The 24,140-nt window shown below is 43.8% G+C and carries 24 protein-coding genes; 2 read left to right on the forward strand and 22 right to left on the reverse strand.

Annotated features, from left to right (window positions below):
• Positions 1 to 67 precede the first annotated feature (67 nt).
• The 4 genes from J2Z65_RS01020 to J2Z65_RS01035 form a co-directional block, all read right to left on the reverse strand.
• Complete coding sequence (locus tag J2Z65_RS01020) at positions 68 to 361, reverse strand: hypothetical protein (protein WP_167056377.1); 294 nt, start codon at positions 359 to 361, stop codon at positions 68 to 70.
• A 69-nt stretch (positions 362 to 430) separates the two neighbouring features.
• A complete protein-coding gene (locus J2Z65_RS01025; RefSeq protein ID WP_167056374.1) occupies positions 431 to 2,734 on the reverse strand; it encodes a thiamine pyrophosphate-dependent enzyme in 2,304 nt (767 codons plus the stop codon).
• Positions 2,735 to 2,768: 34 nt separating this feature from the next.
• Positions 2,769 to 3,779, reverse strand: a complete 1,011-nt coding sequence (locus tag J2Z65_RS01030; RefSeq protein WP_167056371.1) for a 2-oxoacid:acceptor oxidoreductase family protein — start codon at positions 3,777 to 3,779, stop codon at positions 2,769 to 2,771.
• A 116-nt stretch (positions 3,780 to 3,895) separates the two neighbouring features.
• Positions 3,896 to 4,078, reverse strand: coding sequence for a hypothetical protein (locus J2Z65_RS01035; RefSeq protein ID WP_167056368.1), 183 nt, complete (start codon positions 4,076 to 4,078; stop codon positions 3,896 to 3,898).
• 215 nt (positions 4,079 to 4,293) lie between these two features.
• On the opposite strand from J2Z65_RS01035, the gene J2Z65_RS01040 reads away from it, so the two are divergent.
• Together J2Z65_RS01040 and J2Z65_RS01045 are read left to right on the forward strand one after the other, a co-directional pair.
• Positions 4,294 to 5,541 (forward strand): sensor histidine kinase, encoded by a 1,248-nt coding sequence (locus tag J2Z65_RS01040; protein WP_167056365.1) that lies wholly within the window; start codon positions 4,294 to 4,296, stop codon positions 5,539 to 5,541.
• An 89-nt stretch (positions 5,542 to 5,630) separates the two neighbouring features.
• Complete coding sequence (locus J2Z65_RS01045) at positions 5,631 to 6,029, forward strand: hypothetical protein (RefSeq protein ID WP_193580868.1); 399 nt, start codon at positions 5,631 to 5,633, stop codon at positions 6,027 to 6,029.
• Between the two features lie 60 nt (positions 6,030 to 6,089).
• On the opposite strand, the gene J2Z65_RS01050 is transcribed toward J2Z65_RS01045, so the two are convergent.
• The 18 genes from J2Z65_RS01050 to J2Z65_RS01135 all read right to left on the reverse strand — a co-directional run bounded on the left by J2Z65_RS01050 (position 6,090) and on the right by J2Z65_RS01135 (position 24,134).
• Positions 6,090 to 6,581 carry a low molecular weight protein-tyrosine-phosphatase gene (locus tag J2Z65_RS01050; RefSeq protein ID WP_167056362.1) on the reverse strand — a complete coding sequence of 164 codons (492 nt, stop codon included), beginning with the start codon at positions 6,579 to 6,581 and terminating at the stop codon, positions 6,090 to 6,092.
• Complete coding sequence (locus J2Z65_RS01055; RefSeq protein ID WP_167056359.1) at positions 6,578 to 7,312, reverse strand: phosphonate ABC transporter ATP-binding protein; 735 nt, start codon at positions 7,310 to 7,312, stop codon at positions 6,578 to 6,580. Before J2Z65_RS01055 ends, J2Z65_RS01050 begins: the two co-directional genes overlap by 4 nt.
• Positions 7,313 to 7,421: 109 nt before the next feature.
• Positions 7,422 to 7,811 carry a YlbF/YmcA family competence regulator gene (locus J2Z65_RS01060; protein WP_167056893.1) on the reverse strand — a complete coding sequence of 130 codons (390 nt, stop codon included), beginning with the start codon at positions 7,809 to 7,811 and terminating at the stop codon, positions 7,422 to 7,424.
• Between the two features lie 109 nt (positions 7,812 to 7,920).
• Positions 7,921 to 9,402, reverse strand: coding sequence for a tRNA (N6-isopentenyl adenosine(37)-C2)-methylthiotransferase MiaB (miaB, locus tag J2Z65_RS01065; RefSeq protein WP_209855650.1), 1,482 nt, complete (start codon positions 9,400 to 9,402; stop codon positions 7,921 to 7,923).
• Between the two features lie 137 nt (positions 9,403 to 9,539).
• A complete protein-coding gene (pduL, locus tag J2Z65_RS01070; RefSeq protein ID WP_209855652.1) occupies positions 9,540 to 10,109 on the reverse strand; it encodes a phosphate propanoyltransferase in 570 nt (189 codons plus the stop codon).
• A 95-nt stretch (positions 10,110 to 10,204) separates the two neighbouring features.
• A complete protein-coding gene (locus J2Z65_RS01075) occupies positions 10,205 to 11,071 on the reverse strand; it encodes a 2-oxoacid:ferredoxin oxidoreductase subunit beta (protein WP_167056357.1) in 867 nt (288 codons plus the stop codon).
• The gene (locus J2Z65_RS01080; protein ID WP_167056354.1) at positions 11,059 to 12,807 is read right to left on the reverse strand and encodes a 2-oxoacid:acceptor oxidoreductase subunit alpha; all 1,749 of its coding nucleotides are present in this window, start codon (positions 12,805 to 12,807) and stop codon (positions 11,059 to 11,061) included. Before J2Z65_RS01080 ends, J2Z65_RS01075 begins: the two co-directional genes overlap by 13 nt.
• A gap of 206 nt (positions 12,808 to 13,013) precedes the next feature.
• Entirely contained in the window at positions 13,014 to 13,955 is a 942-nt protein-coding gene (locus tag J2Z65_RS01085) for a dipeptidase (protein ID WP_167056351.1), read from the reverse strand.
• A 124-nt stretch (positions 13,956 to 14,079) separates the two neighbouring features.
• Positions 14,080 to 14,340 (reverse strand): stage V sporulation protein S, encoded by a 261-nt coding sequence (locus J2Z65_RS01090; protein ID WP_028558349.1) that lies wholly within the window; start codon positions 14,338 to 14,340, stop codon positions 14,080 to 14,082.
• A 115-nt stretch (positions 14,341 to 14,455) separates the two neighbouring features.
• Positions 14,456 to 15,250, reverse strand: coding sequence for a TIGR00282 family metallophosphoesterase (locus J2Z65_RS01095; RefSeq protein WP_167056348.1), 795 nt, complete (start codon positions 15,248 to 15,250; stop codon positions 14,456 to 14,458).
• 117 nt (positions 15,251 to 15,367) lie between these two features.
• Positions 15,368 to 16,909, reverse strand: a complete 1,542-nt coding sequence (gene rny / locus J2Z65_RS01100) for a ribonuclease Y (RefSeq protein WP_127450944.1) — start codon at positions 16,907 to 16,909, stop codon at positions 15,368 to 15,370.
• 388 nt (positions 16,910 to 17,297) lie between these two features.
• Positions 17,298 to 17,987, reverse strand: coding sequence for a regulatory protein RecX (locus J2Z65_RS01105; RefSeq protein ID WP_209855654.1), 690 nt, complete (start codon positions 17,985 to 17,987; stop codon positions 17,298 to 17,300).
• A gap of 78 nt (positions 17,988 to 18,065) precedes the next feature.
• Positions 18,066 to 19,109, reverse strand: coding sequence for a recombinase RecA (gene recA, locus J2Z65_RS01110; protein ID WP_209855656.1), 1,044 nt, complete (start codon positions 19,107 to 19,109; stop codon positions 18,066 to 18,068).
• A 171-nt stretch (positions 19,110 to 19,280) separates the two neighbouring features.
• Positions 19,281 to 20,531: a competence/damage-inducible protein A gene (locus J2Z65_RS01115; RefSeq protein ID WP_167056342.1), complete on the reverse strand. Its 1,251-nt coding sequence runs from the start codon at positions 20,529 to 20,531 to the stop codon at positions 19,281 to 19,283.
• Positions 20,532 to 20,573: 42 nt separating this feature from the next.
• Positions 20,574 to 21,161, reverse strand: coding sequence for a CDP-diacylglycerol--glycerol-3-phosphate 3-phosphatidyltransferase (pgsA, locus tag J2Z65_RS01120; protein WP_167056339.1), 588 nt, complete (start codon positions 21,159 to 21,161; stop codon positions 20,574 to 20,576).
• Positions 21,158 to 22,486 (reverse strand): 30S ribosomal protein S12 methylthiotransferase RimO, encoded by a 1,329-nt coding sequence (rimO, locus tag J2Z65_RS01125; RefSeq protein WP_167056335.1) that lies wholly within the window; start codon positions 22,484 to 22,486, stop codon positions 21,158 to 21,160. Before rimO ends, pgsA begins: the two co-directional genes overlap by 4 nt.
• Positions 22,487 to 22,613: 127 nt before the next feature.
• Positions 22,614 to 23,105, reverse strand: coding sequence for a YajQ family cyclic di-GMP-binding protein (locus J2Z65_RS01130; protein ID WP_167056332.1), 492 nt, complete (start codon positions 23,103 to 23,105; stop codon positions 22,614 to 22,616).
• A gap of 144 nt (positions 23,106 to 23,249) precedes the next feature.
• Positions 23,250 to 24,134: a helix-turn-helix domain-containing protein gene (locus J2Z65_RS01135; protein WP_167056329.1), complete on the reverse strand. Its 885-nt coding sequence runs from the start codon at positions 24,132 to 24,134 to the stop codon at positions 23,250 to 23,252.
• Positions 24,135 to 24,140 lie beyond the last annotated feature (6 nt).

Genomic DNA, 24,140 nt, shown 5'->3' on the forward strand with positions numbered 1-24,140 from the left:
GAAAGGTTGCGTTTTTTGTCGCTTACTCTATATGGCTGCATGGCTGCATACCTATTGACGACGCGGTTTAATTTTCCAATTTCCGGACCTCTGGTTTTCGTGTTGGAAGCCAAATTACAGAGAGGTTTACATCATTTTTCAGCTTCACGTTACAAAGCTTCATCTCCGATTCTTCTAACTCAATAACTTGCCAATCCTCAGCAACTGAACCTTCTATGGTGAGGATAAAAGCGTGCGAAAGCTCATTAGCCTCCTCCAGCTCAGACCAATATTTCACGCCATAATAAGCTAGCCCATAATGATTGACTAATGTGCAAGTGTAGAGTTGATCTGTTTTTTTGTTTTGCAAGACATAGGGCATTAGGGTATCCTCCATTAAAAAGGCACGTTCACCGCACAGGGTGAACGTGCCTCGTTCGTATAATTGCTATTACAAATAAGCGTTCTCGTGCTTCGCTTTTAACCGATTCCAACGTCGCTCAACTTCGACCTCGAATGATTTGAGAGAGCCCTCATATTCCGGCTTCGTCATATGCTTCGTTTTCCCCATCGTTTTCAGCCAATCGGATAAAGGAATCTTCTTGTTCTTATCCTCAGGGTTGTAGGTGATACTCGTTATCCCGTGTTCAACTTCATACAGCGGGAAGAAACAGGAGTCTACCGCAGCGCCTACAATGTTGGACCCTTCTTGGTCGTCAGACAGCCAGTTGAGCGGGCAGGCAATCAGAATCTTGCCGTACACCAAGCCCTCGTTCTGAGCATACCACTGCGCTTTCGCCGCCTTTTTCACGAGATCCTGTGGATACGCCTCAGATCCAGTAAAGACATATGGAATATGCGTAGCAGCCATAATTTGCGCTGTATCCTTGTGGTGGAACACTTTTCCGCCTTGATGCTTTCCGACGTTCGATGTTGACGTGCGGTGGCCCATCGGCGTTGAATAGGACAGCTGAGCGCCGGTATTCATGTAGCCCTCGTTATCATACTCAAGGATAATCATTTTATGGTTGCGCAGAGCAGCTCCAATGGCTGGCCCCATGCCGATATCCATACCGCCGTCGCCTGTAATCATGACGAAGGTGAAATCGTCCTTCAACCCCAGATGATCAAGCTCTCCACGGCGTTTACGCTCCCAGAACATCTCCACAACCCCTGAAAGCGTTGCAGCGCCGTTCTGGAACAAGTTATGAATATACGTCGCCTTGTGTGCTGAATACGGATACCCCGTCGTCACAACCATCGCACAGCCCGTATGGAAGATCGAGACAATATCGCCCTCTATGCCTTTGAAAAACATTTCCAGGCCCGAGAAGATCCCACAGCCTGGACATGCACCATGACCCGGAGCAATACGCTTCGGCTTTTTCGTCAGTGCGCGCAGCGGTGGGATCCGAACGTTCAGTTTGCCCGAGGCCTCATCCGGCGTTACTGTGATAAGTCCCGTCTTCAAATCCTCATACTTCATCGGCGTCAGCACCCGCTTCGGCGCTTTAGCCGGGTCACCCGGCGTGTGTCCGTAGTAGTCGAAGGGCACTTCCACCTTGCCGCTTTGCACAGCGTCAATGGCAAATTGGAACAGGTTATGCCCGTCTTCGGCATAAAAGTCCTTGCCACCTAAGCCGTAGATGCGGCTTATAACAAGCGTATCTCTGTTCCCGTGTGTGAACAGCGCCGCTTTAATTTCATTGACCATATTGCCGCCATGGCCGCCATACGAATCCGCGCGATCGCCAACGGTAATCGCCTTCACGTTCTGCAAAGCATCTGCAATCTGCTTGGCTGGGAAAGGTCGGATCATATTCGGCGCAATGGAGCCGGCTTTAATGCCCTTCGCGCGAAGTTGGTCGACGACGTCCTTGATGATTTCGGATGCCGAATTCATCAGGAACACCGCGACTTCCGCGTCCTCCATCCGATACAGCTCAAGAATCGGATAGTCACGGCCAGTTAATTCGGCATATTCCTGCCGAATACGATCGTACACGCCCTCGGCGTTGTACATAGCCATTGACTGCTGGTAACAGTTATTAATGTAATCCGGTTCATTCATATAGGGACCAACCGTGATCGGATTATTCCGATCTAACGTATCTGGGAAGCCTTTCGGCTGTTCGCCGATAAATGCATGTACATCTTCACGATTGGCGAACGTCTGGACTCTGCGTTTTTGGTGGGACGTGAAATAACCGTCAGAAGCAACCAAGACCGGCAAGCGCACCGCCGGATCTTCCGCCAGCTTTAAGGCGATAATATTCATATCGTAAACGGATTGCGGGTCACGGCACATCACGATCGGCCACCCTGTATTTAAGGCATAATACAAGTCCGAGTGATCCCCATGGATGTTCAAGGGGCCCGAGACAGACCGGCATACCAAGTTCATAACCATCGGAAAGCGTGTACCGGACTGTACCGGCATTTGTTCCAACATGTACAAATAACCGTTGGCGCTTGTCGCGTTGAATACGCGGCCGCCAGCAGTTGAAGCGCCATAGCATATACCTGCAGATCCATGCTCCCCGTCTGCGGGAATGAGCACGATATCATGTTGTCCGTTGGACTTCATAAGATCTAGGAACTGGGCTACTTCCGTGGATGGAGATATCGGGAAATATCCCATGACGTGGTAATTAATTTGATGTGCTGCATAAGCCGCCATCTCGTTGCCTGATTCGTATACAATGCGTTGCTCTACCTTGGCCTGCCCTAATTCCTTCTTGATATCAATGGACATACGAGTAGTTCCACCCTTCTCCCATAAATACTCTCTAAGAGTTCATAGCTAGATTGAAGCGATGTGGCATACGGTGATTATCGGCATAACCGTCTACTTCACGCTCATCCGTGAGCGCTTCGGTCGGACAAGCTTGTACACATTTGAGGCAACCTTTGCAGTATTGATAGTCAATGCCCTGCAAAAACATTTGCGGACGCCCTTTTTTGTCCGGGAGTTCGTCCCACACAAAGCAGAAGTCCGGACATACATTATCGCAAGAAGCACAGTGAATACATTTATCTTCATGGAAATGCGGCATCATCCCCGCACGAGAAATACTTAAATCCTTGAGAATACTGTTTCCTGGATTGGATATGACACCGCCGATCGTTTGCGTTTCGTACCCGAGTACAGGCGTATCGAAACGGACGAAATCAGGCATCTTCTCACCTTCTGGAAGCGCATACGACTGGAATTGAACTTCATTGTACCCGCGGTCGAATGTTCGTAAGGCTGGTGCAACAGCCAGCGGATATTTCTTCTCTAATGATTTGCGAATAACGCCTCTCATAACATCCGGATCGAGAAAATCACATAAACGGAACAGCGCACCGAGCATAGCCATGTTAACCCGGTTTTTCTCCTCCAACGAGATTCCGATGGCATCGATAACGGCAATTGTGCCGCCTCTTAGCTTCATCTTTTCCTTGAGTTCGTCAGGCGTTTTCGTTGAATTTACTAATACTGTACTATCTTCATAGATGCCACTGATAACGTTTACAGTTTTGGAAAGCGATTCGTGAAAAACACCAACAACATGCGGTCGTTCTACAGGTGAAGTATCCCGTATATTCGTATCCATGTCACAAAACCTAATATGCGCTTTCACTGCTGATCCTTTCTTCTCTGAACCATAAGAAGAAAAACTAACTCCGTTCAATCCAACTCCAACAACTCCCGCTTCCGCCAGCATCTTACCTGCCAGATTGGCGCCGAGACCGCCGATGGATTCCAGTCTTATCTCGAAAAATCCGAGATCGTTCAATTTAGGTAAAGTTACCATGCAAGGTCTCCTTTCAAAAATGAACCGCATAAATATTGAATAGTATGAATAGTAAATCTACTATCATTGTAACAAGAAATCTCTGGTAATCAACCTTTTTTTAACTCGCGCCTTAATTACAACAAATAATCGATGATTAAGCCGCACTTTCCCAAATAATAGCTTGAAGTCTCTAATCGATCCTCAGCCTCATCTTCATGCCCATCTTTCCCGGCAACCTCGCACTCCTCGCATACGTTTACATAATCTTCGTCAATCGGATTAAAGACAACACCGCAAACTTGTGAGCACGCCCTCATCCTCATCTCTCCTCGTTTTCAAATCCCTAGAATTTGTAAACGCTTGCACACATGGTATCTCCTATTATACAGCGGTTTATAGCGATAACACCATAAGTCTTTATCAAATCTTTAGCATTCAAAATAAGCCTTTTCTATTGATTAGGTCTATTTCTGTGAGATAATGTAGAAATAACAAAGATAATGTCGTACATTTGGAAAGGATGGCACTTATTTTGCTCCATTCAATCATTTCCCATGAACTGCATGGTCTCTTCTACCTCTTCAGTGCTACATTAATCCATCTGGTTCTCACTCCTATATTCATTTACAAAGAGCAGCATCGCAATATACTGTTCGGAATTCTGCTCGTCATACTGCTTATCTTTTACTGGAACTTTGAAGATATCGATCCCTTCATCTATGCACTTCACTTTCTACCTTTAAGTTTAGTTACTGTCATTTTATTTGCTGGATTTATTCCTGCTGCCATGACTTGGATTAGTTTCAATCTTGGCTGCATGATTGTCCTTCATTATTATTGGCAACCGGCATTGCTAAGCAGTGCTTTCATCTTACTTGGCAGTTATTATATTCGAAATAAAGTTAATCAAATGAACCTTAAACTCAAATTATGTTATGCAGCGTGCTTGCTGGCCGTGTACGAAGTATTGTATGCTCTGCTTGCTTCTTACATACGAACTTACTTCTCTATGTATGTTTTATACACCATATTGTTTACTTTTATTTCGCTCTTGTTAACCATCACGGTAATCTTCTATGTAAAGAAGCATGAATATTATAGACAGCGACTCGTCGCTTTAGAAAAGGATCGTATGGTTGGCCAATTAGCCGCCACAATCTCTCATGAGATACGAAATCCCTTAACCTCTATCCGTGGCTTCCTACAGTTATTAGATCAGAAAGAACTCTCGCTCTATGATCAAAAACGATATATTGAGCTTGCCCTATCCGGCGTCGATCAAGCGAACACCATAATCAATGATTATTTGAACTATGCCAAACCGTCTACCGGCTTGCATGAACAACTCGATATTAAAGAGGAATTAGAAGGAACGATTCGATTCATCACTCCGTTTGCAACAAATCATCAGGTTGTGATCGAAATCACGCACCTAAGCGAAGAACCACTCTATATCCTAGGGGAATCCAAAAAACTTCGGCAATGCTTAATGAATCTGGTTAAAAATTCCATCGAATCCATGCCTACCGGCGGTCTCATTTCCCTTCGCACCTGCAAGCTGCCAAATGCTGTCCAAATTTCAATAACCGATACAGGAGTTGGAATGACCCAATCGCAAATAGATTCTCTGGGAATGCCATTCTATACGACCAAAGAACAAGGAACTGGGCTTGGGCTCGTCGTCGTAATGAGTATTATCAAAATGATGAATGGGAAAATTTCTTTCAGCAGCAGCTTAAATCACGGGACAGAATGCTCGATCCTTTTTCAGCAAAAGTAGTAACCAAGACCCTCCATTAACAAGCATGATGATCTGTGTTATTCTGTTATGACAAGCAATCATCATGAATCGTGAAGGAGGGCTTTGCCATGAACTCGGATTTCATTCAAATAAAATCGCTGGACGGCGACTTGAAAATGTCTCATAAGAAAAAGGACTACGGTCTGACGGTCACGACCAAAGAATTGATATTTCACAAGCCGCACGTTAATTATTATTTTAAACTAGACCATATAATCAGTATTGTTCCTTATGATAATTCTACACTTAAAGCTATCACTTTCGTGAATGCTCGATCAGCTAACCAAGAATCCACACATCTAGCGCCTGGTTCTGAGCACTTCCGCATTTATGTGAAAGGGGCTACGGTTCATAATCGAAGTGGCTTGTTTGAAATAGGGCCAACAGACGTAATCATCCCTATTTATCCAATCATGCGTAAAGCGATTTCTGATTGCTTGCAGCGTACGGGTCTGACCGTAATCTAATATGACAAAAAAAGCAAAGGTAGAGAATAATCACTCTCACCTTTGCTTTTTATTTTGCTTTTAATCCGTTGTAGGATGTTCTTTTTCAATAATAAAATCAAGTAATCTAGCGCAGCTCTCTTCCACCATCTCGTAAACTTCTTGAAAATTGCCGGTATAATACGGGTCTGGCACATCTTTATTCGTACGGGCTGGTGCAAAATCCAGCAACTTGTGAATCGAAGCTCGCTTCTCGCCATCCTTCGGCGGAGGAGCAAACGCAGCTAAATTCTTGACATTACTTTCATCCATGGCAATGATGTATGTGAACTGCACGAAATCATCTGATGTTACCTGGCGAGCTTGCATGCCCTTGTAGTCAATCAGATTTTTATCCAAAATATCCCTTGTTCCTTGATGAGGCGGATGACCAATATGCCAATCCCCTGTGCCAGCTGAGTCAATGGCAATTTTTTGGACAAGACCCGCCTGTTTAACCTGGTGACGAAAAACGGCTTCCGCCATGGGGGAGCGACAAATATTTCCTAAACAAACGAATAAGACCTGGATCATACTTCACCAAATATAAGCTTTTTCTCACGCATTGTTAACGATCTTGCAGGAATGTCGAGTACAATTTTCCCATCAGCTATTCCCCAAATGCGTGTTGCAAATCGCTCCGCTAACTCAACCTTGTGCAAAGTAGCGATTACACTCATATTCCTATCATTACATAAAGATTTCAAATCCTGAAGGATATATTCCGTCGACTTCGGATCTAACCCTGAAACTGGCTCATCGGCAACAAGCACTTTAGGTCCAAGAATTAAAGCTTTGGCAATAGCTACACGCTGCTGTTCACCACCGCTTAGTTGGCCAACCTTTTTGTCACCTTTATCAAGCAGGCCCACCTTCTCCAAGTAGTCCATGCTATCCACATGCTCGTCTCGGGATGTCATGCCTGTTAGAACTCGTAGAGGCGCTTGAAACACCCTGCCCATCGTCACATTTTTGACAGCGCTTTTATTTCTGTTCAGTGAAGGCTTTTCTTCAAGGAAAGCGAAATCCTTGCCTAATTTGAATCGCTCCCAAGGACCTGGCTTTGAGATATCATTCGAATTATAAATTAGCTGCCCGCTTGTCCACTTTTCTTGATGACTGATGCAGCGCAGTAAGGTTGTTTTCCCGCTCCCGCTGCTTCCAATAACTGCAATAAACTCGCCTTCATCCACTTGAAAGCTGATTTGAGAAAGTACCTGATTGTCTGGCGGATATACTTTACTTAGATTACGTACGGTAAGCATGACAACCCCTCCTTCGTATTTCCTATTCGTCCTTTTGGAAAAAATCGCCACTCACATCAAGCTGGAGCCTGAGTAGATGGCGATTCTTGAATTCCCGCAGGAAGTCATCTTAATCACAAGATGTCGGCGCTTCAGCAGATCCTGCTTCTACATTGATTTTATCGGAAATCGTATCACGAATGACCGACATTACAAGCTGCAATAAATAATTGATATCATCTTGTGTTTGTTTAAATTCACTAACAATTGGAATTCCATCTAGTTCATCTTGCAGAACTTCAATTTCATTCTCGATTTTTTGAACCATTTTCTCATTTTGGAATGTTTGGAACGCAACGATTTCTTTTTGCTTCTTTTTAATCGAACTAATTAATACTTGAATGTCCGGGTTGTTTGCAATTTGTTTTTCTGCCTTTTGATAAAATTGCACTTCATTCGAAGTCGTCAGCAAATTAGCCAGTTCCTTGGCTTTGTCTAAAATATCTTCACGAACGATCATTTCCGTATTCGTAAATTCCTCTACTTTGAATGCATGAGGCTGGTTATCGTTATGTTGATGATCACATTGGGACACTTACATACACACTCCTGTCTATATTAACAACGAATTAAATGGACAATTTCAAAGGTTCCTCTACGATCTCACCCTTTAAGATCCATGTTTGCGCATGCGTCACTTTCACATTGATCATTTGACCGATAAGCTCCTTAGATCCGGTAAAATGTATCAACTTATTCGTACGCGTGCGTCCTGCAAGTACATCGGCATTATTTTTACTTTCGCCTTCGACCAGTACTTCAACCGTTTCGCCCAGCAGCTTCTCGTTGCTTGCTTTACTGTGAGCATTCACAAGCTCATTCAAGCGGTACAAACGCTGCTTCTTCACTTCCATCGGAACATTATCTTCCATATCAGCAGCAGGCGTACCTTCTCGCGGCGAATAAATAAATGTAAACGCGAAATCGAATCCTACTTCCTCATAGAGCGACATTGTATCTTCGAATTGCTCGTCTGTTTCCCCAGGAAAACCTACAATAATGTCCGTAGTCAGAACGACATCCGGCATCGTTGCTTTAATCTTGCGAGCTAATTGTAAATAATGATCTCTGGAATATTTTCTGCTCATCCGTTTAAGCACTTCGGTATTACCCGCCTGAACAGGCAGATGGATGTGTTCAACCAAGTTACCGCCCTTGCCTAACACCTCAATCAATTCATCATCAAAATCCCGTGGATGCGAGGTTGTAAAACGAATTCTGGGTACATCGATTTTGCGAATGTCATCCATCAAATTAGCGAAAGAATACGTAATATCTTCAAAGTCTTTGCCATAGGCATTGACATTTTGTCCAAGCAGCGTAATTTCCTGAAATCCTTGACGGGCAAGATCTCTTACTTCGGCAAGCACATCCTGCGGTCTGCGACTTCTCTCTTTGCCGCGCGTATAGGGGACAATGCAGTATGTGCAGAACTTATCGCAACCGAACATAATGTTCACCCAAGCACGGATACCTTCCCGTTTCTTCGGTAAATTTTCAACAATGTCGCCTTCTTTAGACCAAACTTCAACAACCATTTCTTTATTATAAAAAGCATCTTTCAATAAAGCCGGCAGACGATGAATATTATGCGTACCAAAAATTAAATCAACAAAAGCATGCTTCTGCATGATCCGGTTCACAACCGCTTCTTCCTGGGACATACAACCGCATACGCCAAGTACAAGACCTGGCTTCTGCGCTTTGAGTGCCTTCAGGTGTCCAAGCTCACCGAACACTTTGTCCTCAGCATTTTCACGGATTGCACAAGTATTTAGCAAAATAACATCTGCTTGATATTTGTCCTCCGTTGTCTGATAACCCATTTGTTCAAGCAAGCCTCTCATAACTTCTGTATCATGCTCATTCATCTGGCATCCGTAAGTGCGAATTAAATAATATTTATCTTTGCCGAACCCCTGCATGTCCTCAGGGATATGAAAGTCATAGTGAACGGCGATTTCTTCTTTTCCGCGCTTCTTAGCATCTGTCAGTGAAGGAGGCTGAAAATATTGGGAATAATCCTTATCGGATTTCACTTGGTTAGCCACTTTCGTTCCTCCTACGAGTTTGCGTTGGTAAAACTTACGTAATACACAAATAATTACGCAACTTTTATTATAACATCACATGCCTATTCAGATCAAAAGGAAATTGGCATAACTGTGAATATAGCGCATTATTCGTACTATTCGAGAATCTCCGCCATATCACCTGTTTTTACCCCTGCGGCATTCCCTTCATCTGTGTCGATATGCATGTCCAAAGCAAACTGTTCCGATACACGGGCAATCACATTTTCAAAAATCAATGGTCGTTCGCCATTTACTCTTACACGAAGCAGTTCTTTATCCTGAATGCCCCATTTTGCTGCATCTGAAGTATGAAAATGAATATGTCTGGCAGCAACAATCACGCCTTGATCAAGGTCAACCTCACCCGCAGGTCCTATTACACGGAGACCCGGCGTTTGATCAATATGGCCTGATTCACGTACAGGCGGATTAATGCCAAGAGAAAAAGCATCCGTTCGCGATACTTCAATTTGTGTAAATGGACGTGCAGGTCCCAAAATTCTCACTTTTTCTATTTTGCTTTTCGGTCCAACAATCGTAACTGTTTCTTGAGCTGCAAATTGTCCAGGTTGCGAAAGATCCTTGAATTGGTTCAGTTTATAGCCTTGACCGAATAAAATCTCAATATGTGCCGGTGATAAATGAATATGTCTAGCGGAAACCCCTACAGGAACTGTTTTCATGTATGTATCATCCTTTAAATTGGTATAGTTGTCAGTATTGCCGCCCAGCAAAAAGGGCATACGGATTATCTCCATATGCCCTCAAGGTCGAACGATTATTTGAATTCAGTGAGCATTTTGTTGAAGTCTGCTTCTGAAATTTGAAGATTTTGTTTCGAGAGTCCTTCTTTTGCGAAGCTAGGAATAGAATCTTCATAGCTCTTTTTATCTTTGTTTTGGTAAATGATACCTGTCAGCATGGAGTTAGTTTCCATGATTTTGGTCATTGCCATTACGCGGTTCGTGTAGTCATAATCAGGAATTTCATCCAGATCAACAATGTTTTCTTTGAACCAGTCATATGTGTTCACTTTATTGAAAGTTACGCATGGGCTGAAAACGTTGATCAGGGAGAATCCTTTGTGGTTCAAACCAGCTTCGATAACAGCTGTTAACTGTTTCAAGTTACTGGAGAAAGATTGTGCTACAAATGTTGCACCCGCTGCCATAGCTACTTCTAATGGCGAGATAGCGGACTCGATTGTACCTTGCGGTGTGCTTTTCGTTTTGAAGCCTTCCGCACTACGTGGAGATGCTTGACCTTTTGTCAAACCGTAGATTTGGTTATCCATAACGATGTAAGTTACATCAATGTTACGACGGATTGCATGTACCGTATGACCCATACCGATTGCGAAACCATCTCCGTCACCGCCGGAAGCGATAACTGTTAAGTCGCGGTTTGCCATTTTCACACCTTGTGCGATTGGCAACGATCTGCCGTGAATACCGTGGAAACCATAAGCATTGATGTAACCGGAAATACGTCCGGAGCAACCAATACCCGATACGATTGCCAAACCTTCAGGCTCCAAACCAACATTAGCCGCCGCACGTTGAATAGCTGCTTGTACGGAGAAGTCTCCGCATCCTGGACACCAGTTTGGCTTTACATTGTTACGAAAATCTTTTAATGTTGCCATGCTAAAGTCAACTCCTTACATTTTTGTTCGATTTCTGCTGGAAGGAACGGATTACCGTTGTATTTCAAAACGTTTTTAATTTTATCTGCATGACCAACATGCAGTTTAATTTGATCAGCTAATTGACCCGTTGCATTGTTTTCAACAACGATCACTGTTTTTGCTTTCTCTACAAGCGGTCTCAGCTGTTCAGCTGGGAAAGGATGAATCAAGCGTACAGTCGCGTGATTCGTTTTGATGCCTTCTTTCTCAACGCGGCGTCTTGCTTCATCAATTGTACCGCCAGTGGATCCCATACCGATAATCAGAAGATCTGGGGTCTCATGAGGAGCATCTGCTTTGATGGCATCCGTTACTTGAATGTGTTTCAGCTTCTCAAGACGTTTATCCATCATTCTTTGACGATTCTCAGTGCTCTCCGAAGGACGACCCGTTTGGTCATGTTCTACCCCAGTTACGTGGTGAAGACCATGTTTAACGCCTGGAATCACACGTGGAGACACACCGTTCTCTGTGAACTCATAACGTTTGAACAATTCATTAGCAGGCAGTTCAGGAGCTTCTGTTACCAGGCTTCCGCGGTCGATCACGATGCGGTTGTAATCCAGCATTTCAGCGGATTGTTTACCTAGGGAAAGCTGAAGATCTGTCATCAGAATAACTGGGCACTGGTATTTCTCTGCCAAGTTAAAAGCTTCGATTGTATCGTAGAAGCATTCTTCAATTGTGCTAGGAGACAATACGATTTTCGGGATTTCACCGTGCGTACCGTAAACCATTGCGTTCAAGTCGGATTGTTCTTGTTTCGTTGGAAGACCTGTACTTGGACCGCCGCGTTGTGTATCAACGATAACGACCGGAGTTTCTGTCATACCAGCCAAACCGATAGCTTCCATCATCAGGGACAGACCAGGACCAGCAGATGCTGTCAAAGCACGCGCACCAGCGTAGTTAGCGCCGATAGCCATTGTGCAAGCTGCGATCTCATCTTCCGTTTGGATAACAGTACCGCCGAATTTAGGAAGTGCTTTGATCAAATATTCCATTACCTCGGAAGCAGGTGTAATCGGATATGCAGGCATGAAACGGCAGCCAGCAGCTACAGCTCCAAGCGCGATTGCATCGTTACCGATCATGAACAATTTTTGTTTGCCGTCAGCCGGCTCCAATTGGAAGTCAGCGATAGGGCCGCCTGCCAATTCCAGAACGGATTCAGCACCTTTACGAACAGCCTCGATGTTTTTCTCAACGACAGCCGCGCCTTTACGTCCGAATTCTTCTTCAACAGCTTTATTAAACACATCAAGCGGCAAACCGAGCAGCGCCCAAGATGCACCTGATGCGGCCATGTTCTTAAATAGGGATGTTCCTAGTTCTTCTGCAATTGCAGTAATTGGAACTGGAAACAGACGTGCTTTAATTCCTTCAGGTAAAACAGGGTTAAATTTGGCATCTGCAACGATTACACCGTTGTCACGAAGCTCGTGAGCATTGAAATCGATACTTTCCTGGTCAAACGCTACCAGAATGTCCAAATCATCTGAAATTGCGCGAATCGGCTTGGTGCTGATGCGAATCTTGTTATTTGTATGTCCCCCCTTAATCCGTGAAGAGAAATGACGGTACCCATACAAATAGTAACCGAGACGGTTCAATGCAGTAGAGAAGATTCGGTCAGTACTTTCGACCCCTTCACCCTGTTGACCTCCGATTTTCCAAGATAACTGACTAATCACCGTACGTCCACTCCTTTTGATTGTAGCTGCTCGAAGACATTAAAAGCTAAATTTTTAAGTAAAATAAGATAATGCAATAAAAAAAATCTTTCACTTGTCAACCAAATTCTATGCCTTTATGGAGCAAAATGCAAGGGGTACAAACGATTCTAACAGATAGAGTTTTTAGATCGAACCCATATCAATTTTAGATTGATTCTCAGTTTTCATTTCGGAAGATTTGCCAGCATGAAATTACGCCAATTTCCAAACAAAAACGCCTCTACTTGAGCCTCCCTATAGTTTTTACACAGCGCCTCTATTAAGTTTTCGTATTGTCCGGTATGCCTTAACCCTTTGATCCACTGCTCAATGCCGTCAAAATCTGATCCAAATCCAATATGTCTTTCTCCCTCCAATGAGCAGACGTGATCAATATGTTTGAGCAAGGCTGCTATAGGTACAGCCAGATTCACGCTATCCACAAAGTAAGGAACAAATGTGATGCCAATAAGTCCCTGACATTGAATGATAGCTTTTATTTGATCGTCTGATAAATTTCTTGGATGGGGACATATTTTCTGTGCATTTGAGTGGGAAGCAATAAAAGGTTTACGATACACTTCGACCATTTCCCAGAATGCCGTCTGCGATAAGTGAGACACATCTGCTATTATACCCATAGTTTCTAATTCTCTTAACATCAATTTCCCTTTTCTTGTGAAACCCCCTTTTCTAGGCTCCATAACACCGTCAGCAGCCCAATTCGCGTAGTTCCAAGTTAGCCCTATACTTCGTACCCCAAGGTGGTAAAGGATTCGTAAATGTGTAAAATTCCCTGCTAGCGCGTCCACACCTTCAAGTGTAAGAATAGCCCCTACTTGCTCTCCGGCCTCCATATCATGCCAGTCCTGCACATTTTGTATAAACCGCATGCCGGGATGACTAACAATTTTGCGGTGAAAAATATCAACCATCTGTAAAATATGATCAAATGTAGGCTGCTGGATCGTGTCCGATAAATAGATGGCAAAACATTGAACCCTAACTCCCGCATGCTTTAGTCTCGGATAACTGACATCCAGTTCCTGTTCTTCCTTGCCAAAATCGAGTTTGGGGTTAACAAACAGTTTTGTTAGCGCATCACAATGACCATCCATAATCTTCATTCATCCAGCCTCCTTATTAATCGGCTAAACAAGACAAAAACCTCTTATTCAGAGGTTTGGGTGTAGAATAAAAAACCTGTCTACTAGGTAAACAGGCTGCATGCATTATGTATGATACCGCTGGTTACCTCGGCTCTACAATTAGTTTGATGGCCGTCCGATCTTCCCCGTCAATCACGATATCTGTGAAGGCTGGTACACAAATTAAGTCAACTCCGCTGGGCGCCACAAATCCTCTTGCGATCGCTACTGCTTTAATGGCCTGGTTTAGGGCGCCTGCACCGATTGCTTGGAGCTCAGCTGCTCCGCGCTCACGCAAAACACCTGCCAATGCACCTGCAACGGAGTTTGGGTTGGATTTTGCTGAAACTTTTAATACATCCATGAATAGTACCTCCTCGGGAATGATGGATAGTTCCATTAACCATCATATTCTCGAGGTTGCACAAACATGACTTACCACCGAAATCAAATATTCATAATTTTCTGAATTATAAAAACTAATCCATGAATACTTGATCTTCATCGTAACGTATGAGCTGAATCCCTTTCGCCAGCCCCGTTTGATCATTCAATTCAATAACGACTGCGTGGAAATGCCATTTCCCTTCATCGGTCACGAATCTTACAGGAAGCTGTGTCTTAAACCTCTGCAGCACGGCATTTCGTTCTACCCCTAGAATTCCATCACGTGGACCTACCATCCCTACATCCGTCACATATGCCGTTCCTTGCGGCAATACCCGGTTGTCATTGGTCTGTACATGGGTGTGGGTACCGACTACCGCGGATACCTTCCCATCCAAATGCCACCCCATGGCAATTTTCTCAGAAGTCGCTTCCGCATGGAAATCAACAAAAACAAATTTGTGTTTCTTTCTATCTGCTTCGAGAATCTCATCAACTTTTCGGAATGGACAATCGATTGGCGGTAAGAACGTGCGTCCTTGTAAGTTGATTATGAGAAGCTCTTGATCTTTGACTTTAATAACCGTATGCCCCCTGCCCGGTGTTCCAGGTGGAAAGTTAGCCGGCCGAACCATTTTCTCATCCCGATCAATAAAATCAAATATTTCTTTCTGATCCCATGTATGATTGCCCATTGTAAGCGCCTGAATGCCCATCTCATAGATTTCTTTAGCTATAGCGGCAGTAATCCCTTTGCCAGCAGCAGCGTTCTCTCCATTGGCAATGAACACCGCGTGAGGATGTGCTTGCTTTAATCGAGGCATGATGTTCTTTAACGCTTTTCTTCCAACAGAACCAACAATATCACCAATAAATACAATTTTCATAACGAAATTATAGCTCCTTTATAAACATAGATGCGTGGACAGTTAAACTCCAAAAGAGCTTCCCTCCAGAAAATAAGGAAAAGTGGCTGTATCAGCCACTTTTCGCATTGGTTACTCTTATTTAGCGTATTCAACAGCTCGTGTTTCACGAATGACCGTAACCTTAATATGTCCTGGATAATCGAGTTCACCCTCGATTTTTTTGGTAATATCGCGGGCCAGACGGAACGCTTCGGTATCATCCACTTTCTCAGGTTGAACCATAACACGTACTTCGCGACCTGCTTGAATGGCGTATGATTTCTCAACACCCTCAAAAGATTCCGATATTTCTTCGAGCTTCTCCAAACGCTTAATATATGTTTCGAGCGTTTCCCTGCGTGCTCCAGGTCTCGCCGCGGATAATGCATCTGCTGCTCCGACTAACATCGCGATAACTGACGTTGCCTCCACATCGCCGTGATGCGAAGCAATACTGTTAATAACGACTGGATGCTCCTTGTACTTCTTACCAATCTCAACACCGATTTCGACATGAGATCCTTCAACCTCGTGGTCAAGCGCCTTACCGATGTCATGAAGCAGCCCGGCACGTTTCGCCAAAGTTACGTCTACCCCGAGCTCCCCGGCCATCAGACCAGCCAGATAAGCTACCTCCATGGAATGCTTCAACACGTTTTGACCATAACTTGTTCTAAATTTCAGTCGACCCAAAATTTTAATCAAGTCAGGATGCAATCCGTGAACGCCAACCTCAAACGTGGCTTGCTCCCCATATTCGCGGATACGCTCGTCCACTTCTTTACGGGATTTCTCAACCATCTCTTCAATGCGTGCCGGATGAATTCTTCCATCAGCAACAAGCTTTTCTAAAGATGTTCGTGCAATTTCACGTCGGATTGGATCAAATCCAGATAAAATAACTGCTTCCGGCGTATCATCAATAATAAGGTCAATCCCCGTTAATGTTTCCAGTGCACGGATATTACGTCCCTCACGACCAATGATGCGGCCTTTCATCTCTTCATTTGGCAATGAAACAACGGAAACGGTCGTTTCCGCAACATGGTCTGCTGCGCAACGCTGAATGGCAAGCGTGATGATTTCACGTGCTTTCTTATCGCCGTCTTCTTTGGCCTGTTGTTCGATTTCTTTAATAAGCTGTGCTGTTTCGTGACGTACTTCTTGTTCTACATTAGTAAGAATAATGCTCTTCGCTTCTTCCATAGTAAGACCTGAGATACGCTCTAACTCCGAAACTTGGCTTTTATAAAGCTGATCAATTTGATTTTGGGTATCCTCGATCCGCTTCTCTTTGTTGGCAACTTGCTCTTCTTTACGCTCGAGAGATTCTAATTTTTTATCCAGCGATTCCTCTTTTTGCAACAATCGTCTTTCTTGTCGTTGAATTTCATTCCGACGCTCACGAATGTCTTTTTCAGCTTCGGACCTAAGTTTATGCACTTCGTCCTTTGCTTCCAGAACCGTTTCTTTTTTCAGTGCTTCTGCTTCTTTCTTAGCAGCTTCTCTAATCTGCTCAGCGGCTGTTTCAGCACTGGAAATTTTCGCTTCTGCAAGAGATTTACGGATAAAATAACCAATCCCTAAGCATGCAGCTCCAACAATGAGAATGATCGCGATCCAGATGAAAGTCATCATCTTGTTCACCTCCTCGTTGGTTTCTCCAAGGTGTTAGCCTGGGATTCCGTTCGGTTTTTTAATCCGATTTTTAATTGTTTGACTAGTCATACATACCCTAAGATAAAAAAGAGTATGGCTTTTAAATGAATGCGCACTGTGCGTTAGAGGCACTATAGTGCTAATAATCCATAATCAACAGTGTAAAAATTGGCGGTTTTTACATCTGTCCTCTCAAAATCAATGAAATAAGTATGATTTTGAATACATTATGAAAATATACACTGTTATTTTATCTTTTGTCGAAGAAGCTTGTCAAGCGATCTTCCATGAGAAGATCATCTTGATCTGCCAAATGCCACCAAAACGGTTAATGACATGAATGAATTCCACCATTTAATTAACGATATTAATAATCAAAAGAATCGTCTAGGATTTCAAATTCGTCCTCGCTCGACTCACTGCTTAATTGACTTAGTACCTTAGTTACTACAGCCCCCGTATACCCTCTGCGCATAAGAAACGCTGCTGTCTTTCTTTTCTTCTCAAATGTTTCGCCTGAAGTTTGCTTCCATTTTGTTTGGGCAAGTTTCATGGCGCCTGCTATTTCATCTTCTGGATTAATATTGTCCATTGCATGCTTAACCAGCTCTTTGCGGATGCCTTTTTGCTGAAGCTCTTGGCGCACAAGATTGCGACCTTTTTTTTGAGAGATGATACGGCTATCTGTCCACATCTTTGCAAATTCCTCATCATTGAGGTAATTTTGCGAGGCTAATTTATCAATTACCCACTCGATAACTGGCGGCTCGTAACCCGTTTCTTTGAGCTTGCGCTTCAATTCGCTGGACGAATGCGGACGTCGACCGATGACACGCAAAGCTTTCATATAAGCGTTATTCTGCTCTTCATCTTGAATAATGCGTTCTATTTCATGAGAATTTACGAGTTCACCTTTGACTAATCGATGCTTAATTAAAATGTCTTCATGAACAGAAAAGGCATACTCTTCATTCAGAAATATATTATAGCGGTGCTTGCCCCGCTTCTGCTTTTCCACCATCGTGATCATGGACGGCTGCTGTTCTTCCTGCTCCAACCTCTCCAGCTCCTTTAATAAAACGAAAGCACCCTAACTCAAGGTTTAAGGTGCTTTCATGGTATGATATTTTCGACTTTATTCGATAGCCAGTTCTAACTCTTCATCTTCATCGTCAACATTTGGCCCAACCGCGACAATCAAGTTGCTGTTCTCACGGATTTTTTGTTCAATTGTTTCGGACATTGCTTTGTTCTCTTTCAAAAATTGCTTCGCATTTTCACGGCCCTGGCCAAGACGTTCGCCTTCATAGGAATACCAAGCTCCGCTTTTGTTCACGATATCCATCTCTGTCCCGATATCAATGATACTGCCTTCACGCGAAATCCCTTCGCCGTACATAATATCCACTTCCGCTTGTTTGAACGGCGGAGCTACCTTATTCTTAACGACCTTAATTCTCGTACGGTTACCCACCATATCATTGCCCTGCTTGATTGTTTCAACGCGTCGAACATCAAGTCGAACAGAGGAGTAGAATTTCAGCGCACGGCCACCTGGCGTTGTCTCTGGGTTTCCGAACATTACGCCGACTTTCTCACGCAATTGGTTAATGAAAATCGCAATAACTTTTGATTTATTGATCGCACCAGAAAGCTTACGAAGTGCTTGAGACATTAGTCGGGCTTGCAGACCCACGTGGGAATCCCCCATCTCGCCTTCGATCTCTGCTTTAGGCACTAGTGCTGCTACGGAGTCGATGACGATAATATCTACGGCACCGCTTCTTACAAGCGCTTCTGCGATCTCTAGAGCTTGCTCACCCGTATCTGGCTGGGAAAGCAACAACTCATCTATGTTAATGCCGAGCTTACTTGCATACGAAGGATCCAAAGCGTGCTCTGCATCGATAAATGCAGCTTGTCCGCCAACTTTTTGGACTTCAGCGATAGCATGTAAAGCTACTGTTGTTTTACCTGAGGATTCAGGTCCGTATACTTCAATAATTCTTCCGCGTGGGAATCCACCTATTCCAAGTGCAATATCAAGGGCTAGCGCTCCGCTTGAAATCGTTTCAACTTGCATATGAGTCGATTCGCCAAGCTTCATGATGGAGCCTTTTCCGAATTGCTTCTCAATTTGTCGTAATGCATTATCAAGTGCTGCGCGACGGTCTGTCAAAACACTCACTTCCTTCTATCATTATAGGTATATGATAACTTGTTTCGGGGTGTTTGCCAAGTACTTTTTCGAACATACATTCGACTTTTTCGCGAACAAACAAAAAACCGCAACAAAGTTATCGCTTTGTTACGGTTCTTCCGTTAACACTCATTTCATTATATGCGAACTCTAGATTTCTTTCAACTGTTTCCATAATTGATAGAGCGCACTCTTCGCTGACCTGTGTTTAATAGACTCCCTGTTTCCCGAAAGCTGTAAAGGAATCACTTTGGTTTCCGCGTTCTTTTGAGCAAATCCGATGTATACTAGCCCCACCGGTTTACCTTCAGACGTGCCTGGACCCGCCACTCCCGTAACGGAGATGCCAAAGTCACTACCGGTTGTAGTAATCAAGCTTTCAGCTAAAATAACCGCTGTCTCGCTGCTAACCGCACCTGGAGCACCTTCGCCTTCGAGTACTTCCATAGGAACACCAAGCAGCTTATGCTTTAGTGCATTCGAATAACAGATAATTCCCCCTAGAAAGGAATTCGAGCTCCCTGGGATGGAAGTAATTAAATCACTAAGCAAGCCCCCTGTACAGCTCTCAGCGACAGCTAGAGTCAACTTGCGCTCATCAAGCAATTGCAGCACTATCGTTTCAATCGGAACGTCTTGATCTGCATAAATATGTTGACCTAAGCGATTTCTAATCTCTTGCTCTGTCGCAAATATTTTGCTCTCGCCTTCTTCTACAGAGTGTGCACGCGTTGTTAAGCGAATCGTCACTTCGCCTTCTTTGGCATACGGTGCAAGGGTTGGATCAGACTGAGCTTGAATCAAATCAAGTAATTCATGCTCTAAATTAGATTCGCCGATACCTGCAAATTTGAGCATTTTGGAATACAGAGGAACTTCATCTTTCATAACCGCGCGCAGCCAAGGAACCGCATACTTCGTGAACATGGGTTTCATTTCTTTAGGTGGTCCGGGAAGAAGGATGAAATGTGTCCCTTCATAAGTCAAAGCGACACCAACTGCAAGCCCTGTTTCGTTATGTAACGGATCGCTGCCTTCAAGCATTAGCGCTTGACGTCTGTTGCTTTCTACCATATGTATGCCGCGAGATTGGAACATTTCTGTGATTGCTTTCATGGATGGCTCATGAATGAGCAACTGACGGCCCACATACGCCGCTAGGACATCTTTTGTCAGGTCGTCTTGGGTTGGACCAAGTCCGCCTGTACAAATGACGACATCCGCTCTGGAAGCGGCTAGTTTGAGGCTTTCTAATAATCTATGCTCATTATCGCCAACTACCGTCTGGAAATACATGTCCACGCCAATCGCCGCACATTCCCTAGAAAGGAATTGTGCATTCGTATTTACAATTTGGCCAAGTAAAAGCTCTGTTCCAACAGCAACAATTTCTGCTTTCATCCAAGCTTCCTCCTTAAAATAGAAAAAAACCAATAGGTCTCCCTATTGTGTCTTTTCTGAAAAATCTATGACATGTTTATTCTTTACAAAATATTCGATACCTGAATAGACCGTAATAATGGCCGCTGCCCAACTAGCTATTACATCAAAGGGAAAGTGCACAAACGTAAACGGAAAATTATTGATAAGTAGTGCAATGATGGCTGTGATCTGAGCTGCCGTCTTCGCTTTTCCCCATTTGCTAGCCGCCATCACTGTACCTTCCAAGAGAGCAATTTGGCGAAGACCTGTTACCGCCCATTCTCTGCTGATAATGACAATGACAATCCATGCATCTACTTTACCCATTTCCACTAACGAAACGAGCACAGCCGTAACAAGCAGCTTATCCGCCAACGGATCAAGCAGCTTGCCCAAATTGGTTACAAGATTGCGTTTTCTGGCAATGTAACCATCTAAACTATCTGTGCTCGCTGCAATAATGAAAATTAGAGCAGCAATAATTTGATTATACGTAATGCTAAATTCCTCGATCCGTATATGAGGGAATTTCACCTTAATCAACAGGAAAAACATGATGATCGGTACTAGTAAAATCCTCGCAACGGTGATGCGGTTGGCCAGGTTCATGCAATTACCTCCCCAGATAAATCAAACTCATAGGAGTGGGTAATACGAACTTTGGCGAGCTCACCAATCGTCAGCTTACCGTTCGACACGAATACTTCACCATCGATCTCTGGAGCATCAAATTGAGAACGCCCAATATAAACATCACTTCTGCCATCGTAACGCTCGATCAGCACATCAATTTCTTGACCGATACGGCGACCGCCGCGGATATTCGAAATTTCACGTTGAATTTCCATAATCGCGTTCGCGCGGTACTCTTTTACATCATCAGGAACTTGATTTGGCAGACGAGCAGCTGGTGTATCATCTTCCTTGGAATAGGCAAACACACCAAGACGATCAAACTGAACATCGCGAACAAACTGCTTCAAGTTTTCGAAATCTTCTTCCGTTTCACCTGGGAAACCAACAATTAGCGATGTACGCAGCGCGACATCCGGGATCGATTCACGAATTTTACGAACCAATTCACGCGTATCCTTTTGACGGCCAGGTCTGCGCATGCGTTTAAGAATCGAATCTTCGCTGTGTTGAAGCGGCATATCGATGTATTTGCACACTTTTGGGTTCGTTGCCATAACTTCAATTAACTCATCGCTAAAGAAACCAGGATAAGCATAGTGCAGGCGTACCCATTCAATGCCTTCTACCTCGCTCACTTTATTCAGAAGTGTAGGCAGCATGAAGCTATCATACAGATCAGTACCGTAGTTGGTAGAATCCTGTGCAATTAAGCTAATCTCTTTAACGCCTTGTGAAGCAAGATTAGTTACTTCCGCTACAATCGACTCCATGCTTCTGCTCTTGAAACTGCCGCGCATGATTGGAATGCTGCAGAAAGTGCATGCATTATCGCAGCCTTCGGCAATTTTCACATACGCCGTATAACGAGGTGTTGTAACAAGCCTTGGCAGATCCGCATCATAGTTAAATACCGGATTCCCAACAAGAACCGGTCTTTTTCCACGAAGAGCCTCATCTACGATGTGATTGATTTTATCAAAATCTCCAGTTCCCACGATTCCGTCAATCTCTGGCATTTCGTCCAACAGCTGCTTTTTGTAACGCTGGGTTAAGCAACCTGAAACGATAAGAGCCTTAAGATTCGCTGTTTCTTTCAGTTCTGCCATATCCAAAATTGTATTTACGGATTCTTCTTTCGCCGCATCAATGAACCCGCAAGTGTTCACGATAATGACAGTGGCATCTTCCTTGTTGTCTACAAGCTGAAAACCACGTCCATGTATTAGACCTGCCATAATCTCGGAATCGACCATATTCTTTTCGCATCCGAGGGTTACTACTTTAACCTTTTCTGTCATGAAAGAAACAACCTCCAATAGTCCTAAAAACGCTCCCTACAAGTATAATACAAGCCCTATAGGGTGTCAAAATGTAAAAACCCCCTAGATGTAGGGGGCTTGTCTTTCAATTACATCGTATGTATGCCTATTTCAGGTTTACAAATTGTAAATCTAGAGGGATGTCTGCCTTACGCAATAAAGCGATAACAGCTTGCAAATCATCTCTGCTCTTCCCGGTAACCCGAATTTGATCACCTTGAACCTGCGTTTTCACCTTAAGCTTGGAATCACGAATTAGGATATTAATCTTTTTGGAATTCTCTTGATCAACGCCTTGCTTCATGCTGATTTTCTGTCTGACGGTTGAGCCGGCAGCCGGTTCTACTTTGCTGTAGTCGAGATTTTTGATCGAGATTCCGCGTTTCGTCATCTTCGCATGCAGGATATCTAGCACATTCTGAAGTTTAAATTCATCATCTGAAGTGACGACCAATTGATCCTTGTCTAATTTAATGCTGCTTTTGCTGCCTTTAAAATCAAAGCGGGTCAATATCTCTTTTTCCGCCTGTTGAATGGCGTTATTTAATTCTTGCATATCCACCTTGGATACAATATCGAACGAACTTTCTGAACTCATCTTCGACCAAACACCCTTTCCATCAAATTACATAAGCATTATAGCAAGAAGTCGTATAAAAAGAAACATCCCGCAGCCCCTCGGCCTAGGATGTCTCTGAGGAAATTATTCATTACCCGGGAAAGCGCAGGAACTGCCAAAATGCTAGTTTTTCTGCAAATTCAACTGTACACGCTTAGGATTAGGCGTATCGCCAACAGGAACTACGGTGCCATTAACGGTAAGCTCTAAAGCACTCGCTGCACCAACATTCAGATAGGCTGAGCTCGTCAAATCGAAAGTGTCCGTATCGCCTTCTTTGTACAGCTTCTGTCTAAGCATATCCTTACCGCCCCCATCTGCAAGAGCATCAACTCGAATCCAGCAGGAGCCTGTAATTTTCATCTGAATATTCAAATTTGCAGTACCTGTAATCGTATAGTTATCTACACCTTTTTCATTACTGCTAAATTTAACTTGTACAGCCGGTGGCGTCGGTGTTGGTGCTGGCGTCGATGTTGGGGTCGGAAGAGGCACCACTTTACCATCACTGGACGCATTCGTTGATGTATTCGGAGTGGTGCCTGCCCCAGGATTCGTGGAATCCGTTATTCTCGGTGACTGCGTTTGAGAAGGCTTTTCTCCTGCCGGTGTTCCCTTGTAATTCTTATATGTATAATAGTACACGATGCCGAAAATGAGCAAAATGAAACATATAAACATAACGCTGGAAGCCCATCGGCTCATTTTCTCTGTATTACGAACACTCGTTCGATTCTTTCGAATCGTTTCTACAACTGGTTTTTCCACTACTGGAGAAGGATTCGTTGTTTCGTACATATTCAGCACTTCCGTTGGATCTAGTCCAACCGCTTCCGCATAGCTTTTGATAAAAGCTCGGACATAAAAGCTTCCTGGCAGTACTTTATAGTTTCCTTCTTCAATGGCTTCTAGATATCGTTTACGAATTTTTGTAACTTCCTGCAAATCGTCAAGCGAAATCTTTCTTTCTAATCGTGTCTTACGTAAAATGTATCCAAGATCAGACATTATGGT

Source organism: Paenibacillus aceris (assembly GCF_017874035.1).
In the GTDB taxonomy this organism is placed as follows: domain Bacteria; phylum Bacillota; class Bacilli; order Paenibacillales; family NBRC-103111; genus Paenibacillus_E; species Paenibacillus_E aceris.